Genomic DNA, 5,581 nt, shown 5'->3' with positions numbered 1-5,581 from the left:
GACCTCGAGGAAGTGGAGGTTGCCCTCGTCGGTGAGCATGAACTCACAGGTGCCGAGGCCGACGTATCCGGTGTGGTCGAACAGGGCCTTGGACCACTGAGTCAGGGTCTCGACGGCACCCTCGGGCATGAAGGGGGCCGGGGCCTCCTCGATGACCTTCTGGTTGCGGCGCTGCACGGAGCAGTCTAGGGTGGTGACGACGGCGAAGTTGCCGTGGGAGTCACGCATGCACTGGGTCTCGATGTGGCGGCCCGAGGTGATGAACTTCTCGATGAAGAACTTGTTGAGGTCGCCGCCGGCCATGGCGTGTCCGGCGGCGAAATTCCTGACGTCCTGTTCGTCTCGCATGACCTCGATGCCGCGTCCGCCACCCCCGTCGGAGCGCTTGAGGACGATCGGAAAGCCGTGCTTCGCGATGAAGGCGTCCACCTCGGCCATGTCGGAGACCGGGTCGACGGTGCCGGGCACCGGCTCGACGCCGGCGGCGATGGCAACGCGGCGGGCGCTGATCTTGTCGCCGAGCTGGCTGATCGTGTCGGCGGCGGGGCCGAGCCAGATCAGACCGGCGTCCGCGATGGCGCGGGCGGCCTCGGGGACCTCGGAGAGGAAGCCGTAACCGGGGTGGACGGCGTCGGCGCCGGAGCGCCGGGCGATGTCGATGATCTTGTCGACGTCGAGGTAGGTCTCCTGGAGGGTGGTGCCCTCCAGTGCGTAGGCCTCGTCGGCAAGGATGACGGCCGGGGATTCGATGTCCTGGTCGGAGTACACGGCGACGGAGTGCAGGCCGAGGTCACGGGCGGTCCGGACGACACGGGCGGCGATTTCGCCGCGGTTCGCCACGAGGATGCTGGACGGCATCGGGCTCCTTTCGGGGAGGCGTCAGATCGATGGTGATCTTCTGCGCGGGACCGGTTCCCGCGCGAACGAGGACACACCGTAGGCCTGCCGTCTGGAAGCCCGGGTGAGTCATACCTTCGTCATAACGACTTTCACCCCCGCGCTCCGCTGTGCGGGGGTCTTCCCCACCGTCATGATTGAACCCCGTTCATCCAGCATGTAACGGGTTTCCCTGGGAAAGGGAATCTGCGGACCGGGAACCGGGCACCCACCCCCGGGCAAAAGTGGTCTGACCACTTAAAGGTGATCTGCGTCACTGTATCGTGACATGTTTAAAAACATACGGATGAACGGGTGTTCACAGCGCCCGGATCAGCGCCCGGATCAGCGCACCCGGATCAGGGCACCCGGTGGCCGTCCTCCCCCGTCACGATGCGGTCCGCGGTCGGAGGATCCGGGGGACTGTCCCGGACCTCACCGCCCGGAGCGCCCCAGCCGCAGCACCGAGACGATCATCGGCAGCTGTGCGGCAACCCGGATCCAACCACCGACCTTCATCGCGGTCGACCTCCGGTCGTCGGCCTGCCAGTCCAGCGCCATCTTCACGTTGCCCGGCAGGACGCCGACGAGAAAGACCGCGGCAGGCTTCGCCGCTCTCGCGCGTGTACCGGGGCAGGCGATCGCGGCGGCGAGTCCGAACTCGACCAGTCCGCTACCCAGGGTCCAGAGCTTCGCCCCGCCGGGCAGTCGCCCGGGGATGAGCGTGTCATAGAAGCGCCGCGCCGCGAAGTGGAGTACCCCGGCACCGCCGAAGACCACGCTCCACACCGCCGCGCGTACGACGTCGGTGCTGCCGTGTGTGCCCGCTGTTGTGTCCGCTGTTGTGCCCGCTGCTGTGCCCGCTGTTGTGTTCATACCCCCCATGACACCACTGCCAGCGGCGTCCCGGGCCGGATGTCACGAATCTCACCCATTCCCTCGCGGTGCGGGACGAGCAGGTCGCAGCTGCCGTCGAGAGCGACGGCCGCCAAGGCGTCGGGAACTGCGTCACCGGCGGTGACGACGGACACGCCGAGGCGTCCGGCCGCCGGGCTGTCCCGGTCGACCATGAGGTTCACCGCGCGGGTGGGCGTCGGGAGATCAGTGAGGACCGTCTCCGCTCCCCCGTCGAAGGCGAAGGGGGTCAGCGCGGGGATCCGGTGCGGTGAACCGTCCACGGTCAGCCCGATACCCTCGAGCGGGGTGTGGATCCGGTCCATCCCCGGCAGCGGCGAGAACGGTCCCCGCTGATTGAGGGACGCCACGCTGAGTCGCCAGCGGCCGTCCACCGGGAAGAACGTGCTGTAGTAGGCGGCGGACTCGTCCGGGGAGATGAGTTCCACGGTGGTGCCACGTCCGTTGGCCCAGGGGACCCCGGTCAGGTCGGCGGTGCGGCGCAGGGTGCGCCAGATGGTGGTTCCGGTGCCGTTCACAGGTCAAGTCTGCCCTGCCTGCCGCAGGAGCGCAGTACATGTGGGGCGGGTGGGACGTACGGGACGGGTGGGACGTACGGGACGGGTGGGACGTACGGGACGGGTGGGACGTGTGGTCCGGTCTCACCCGATCGGCGTGCGTCCCTCGAAAGCCCGGGAGAGGGTCAGCTCGTCGACGAACTCGAGGTCTCCGCCCATCGGGATACCCGAGGCCAGGCGCGACACGGTCAACCCTGGGAAGTCCTTGAGCAGGCGTCCCAGGTACGACGCCGTCGCCTCGCCCTCGGTGTTCGGGTCGGTGGCGATGATGACCTCGGAGATGTCCGGGGCGTCCGGCAGGGTGCCGTCGGCGTCCGGGACATCGTCGACCCGCCCGCCGATGCGCTGCACCAGTGCAGTGACATTGAGCTCCTTCGGCCCGACCCCGTTGAGTGGATCGAGTGCCCCGCCGAGGACGTGATATCGCCCCCGGTACTCACCGGTGCGCTCGATGACCTGAATGTCCTTGGACTCCTCGACGACGCAGACGGTCGTGGCGTCCCGTGCGGAATCGGCGCAGATCCGGCAGACGTCCTCGGTGGAGATGTTGTGGCAGATGCGGCAGAAATGCACGCCCTGCTGCAGCCGGGTGAGTGCGCCGGCGAGCCGCTCGACGTCGGTCGGATCTGCCTCGAGCAGGTGGAATGCGATGCGCTGCGCGCTTTTCGGGCCCACCCCGGGCAGCCGGGAGAACTCGTCGATGACGTCCTGGAGTGGACCTTCGAACAACTCAGTGGCTCCTGATTCTGATTCTCCGGACCGGCTAGAACCCGAAGCCGCCGAGGCCCTGCGACAGTGGCCCCATCTTCTCCTGGGACAGCTGCTGGAGGTTGTCATTGGCTGCCTGGAACGCGCCGATGACGAGGTCCTGGAGGGTATCGACATCGTCGGGGTCGACGACCTGCGGGTCGATCTGCACGGCCCGGACCTCGCCCGCACCGGTGATGGTCACCTTGACGAGGCCGTTGCCGGCGGTGCCCTCGACGGTCGAGGCGACGATCTCCGCCTGGGCCTCCTGGAGCTTCTGCTGCATCTGCTGGGCCTGGGCCATGATCTGGTTCATGTCGGGCTGGGGCACGGTGGGTCCTTTCCGGGACGGGGTCGGTGCTGATCTGGTGCTGATCTGGTTCTGATCTGGTTCTGTCGGTACCGGGGAAGAGTCTACCGGGTGCGCTCCGCCCCGAGGCGCTGCTCCAACAGCTCCCCGGCGATCTCGAGGGCGGACCGGTGGTCGAGGTTGCCGGAGGTCGGGTCGTCCAGTTGGGCGAGCGCCTCCTCCGCCTCGGCCCGGCGGTCGTAGGGAGCCTGTTCCGCACCACCCTGGCCGGCGGTTCCGGGGCCGGCCGGACCGTTCTGCTGTCCGTCGTAGCCGTCGTCCCAGGGTTCACCGGGTTCCTCCGGCAGCGGGACACCGTCGAAACCGTTGTCCGCCGCCGTCGCCGCAGCAGCCTGTCGACTGCTGTTGCGGGCCATCCGTGCCCGCCATCCGGTGAGCTCCTCGGCGTTGTCCCGCGACCGGCCCTCATCGGACCGGTTCTGGTCGGATGTCCGGGAACGGGTCGCCGCCGGGGACGGGGTCGCCGCCGAGGCGCCAGTCGGGGCCGGTGTCACCGTGGAAGGCTCTGACGCCGGCCCCCCGCCCTGGGCCTTCGCCCGGGCGAGAGCGATCGACACGGGATCCGTCGGGAACTCCGCCGCCGGAGGTGCTACCGGGGCAGATTCCGCTGACTCGGATGCCGACCCGGTGGCCGACTGAGACGCCGAACGGTTCACCCCCTCGTTCACCCTCACACCAGAGGTCGGTTGCACCAACCTCTGGTGTGAGGGTGAACCGTCGGTGACCGGCTCGGGACCAGACTCGGGTTCCGGTTCTGCCGCTGGTTCAGAATCACGCTCGGACGCGAGGGGATGTCCGGGGACAGGTTCCGACCCATGAACCGGGAACTGTTCAGACTCCGGGTTCCCGGTGCCGTTCGGCCCGGTGTTCCCCGGCGACGCCGTCTGCTCCGGCGGCATCCCGACAACCGCGTGCACCTTCACCGGTGTACCGGTCGTCTGTTCTGCGGCGGCTGCGTAGGCGGCGGCATGCGTCGGGTTGTTGATGAAGGTCGCCAGGGCGCCGGTGTGGTGGTAGAGCACCACAACGGGGACGCCGTCGGCGGCCGGTTCACCGGCCGTCGGGACCGCGTCACGCGCCGCGATCCACGCACTGAGGTCCACGGAGCGGAGTGCTTCGAGGATCTCCGCCCAGCGGGCCACCACCTCCGGTGTCCCCGAGGGAGCCGTTGCGTGTGCGTCAGCCCGCACTCCCGACCGTGGTCCGGGGGAAGTCGCAGAAGAGGGCTCAGGAGAAAAACCGGTAACCGGCTCGGGAGCGGGGCCGGTAACCGGTTCAGGCACAGCCGCAGACTCCGGGGCTGAGGCAGCGGCCGGTTCCGCCGACCGACGGCGGTGGCGGCGCATGATCTCCCGGGCGCGCTCCGCCTCGGACATCGCCTCCTCCGGTGCAGGTTCCGGTTCAGGCGCGACCTCACGCGGCATCTCATGCACAGTCTCAGAGGTCGGCTCAATGGTCGGCTCAGGGGCAGGCTCAGGGGTCGGCTCAGGGGTCGGCTCAGGGGCAGGCGCCGTCGACCTGTCAGTCGCCACCTGCCCAGGTACGGACACCGCGTCGGGCGCCACCGCCGGACCTGCCACGGGGTCACCGGCCGGCTCAGCAGGAGCCGCAGGCCGGGCTGCGGTCGTCGTCCCCGGAGACGCAGCAGGAGACGCAGCCGGAACCGCCTGACGCTGCGACTTGCGCACGTAACGGGTCGAGCCGGAGACGCCCGCAGCATCCCCGGAACCGGTCGGTCCCGCGGGAGCGGACGGACCCGCACCGCCGCCGGCACCCGGTGCCACCCGACCGGACTCCAGCGCCTCGACCCGCTGCGCCAGGTCCTCCACCGTCATTCCGGCGGCGGGCAGGGCCATGCGGGCACACAGGATCTCCAGCAGAAGCCGTGGCGAGGTCGCGCCACGCATCTGCATCAGCCCCTCATTGACCAGGGCGGCACAGCGGGTCAGCGTCGCCGTCCCCAGCTCCGCCGCCTGGCGGGTGAGCACGTCACGCTCGTCGACGGGGGCGTCCACCAGTCCGGTGTCGAAGGCGTCCGGCACGGACTGCACGACCAACAGGTCACGAAACCGGTCGAGCAGGTCGGTGGCGAACCGGCGCGGGTCATGACCGGCGT

The 5,581-nt window shown here is 69.3% G+C and carries 5 protein-coding genes and 1 pseudogene; all 6 read right to left on the bottom strand.

All coding sequences use genetic code 11. The features are described 5' to 3' along the window. On the bottom strand, positions 1-858 hold an 858-nt coding region (locus QZV72_RS05905), incomplete at its 3' end, for a biotin carboxylase N-terminal domain-containing protein (protein ID WP_297006244.1). A 453-nt stretch (positions 859-1,311) separates the two neighbouring features. Then, positions 1,312-1,752 (bottom strand): hypothetical protein, encoded by a 441-nt coding sequence (locus QZV72_RS05900; protein ID WP_297006242.1) that lies wholly within the window; start codon positions 1,750-1,752, stop codon positions 1,312-1,314. After that, on the bottom strand, positions 1,749-2,309 hold the full coding sequence (locus QZV72_RS05895) for a HutD family protein (RefSeq protein WP_297006240.1): 561 nt from the start codon (positions 2,307-2,309) through the stop codon (positions 1,749-1,751). The genes QZV72_RS05900 and QZV72_RS05895 overlap by 4 nt, the downstream gene beginning before the upstream one ends. 123 nt (positions 2,310-2,432) lie before the next feature. Further along, positions 2,433-3,077: a recombination mediator RecR gene (gene recR, locus QZV72_RS05890; protein WP_297006238.1), complete on the bottom strand. Its 645-nt coding sequence runs from the start codon at positions 3,075-3,077 to the stop codon at positions 2,433-2,435. Between the two features lie 34 nt (positions 3,078-3,111). Then, entirely contained in the window at positions 3,112-3,426 is a 315-nt protein-coding gene (locus QZV72_RS05885; protein ID WP_297006236.1) for a YbaB/EbfC family nucleoid-associated protein, read from the bottom strand. Positions 3,427-3,509: 83 nt separating this feature from the next. Further along, positions 3,510-5,581 (bottom strand): annotated as a pseudogene (locus QZV72_RS05880) (hypothetical protein); the annotation flags it as partial.

The organism is uncultured Corynebacterium sp., from assembly GCF_902782855.1.
Taxonomy (GTDB): domain Bacteria; phylum Actinomycetota; class Actinomycetes; order Mycobacteriales; family Mycobacteriaceae; genus Corynebacterium.
The sequence above is the reverse complement of the archived record's forward strand: the minus strand, read 5'-3'. Positions and strand labels throughout refer to the sequence as shown.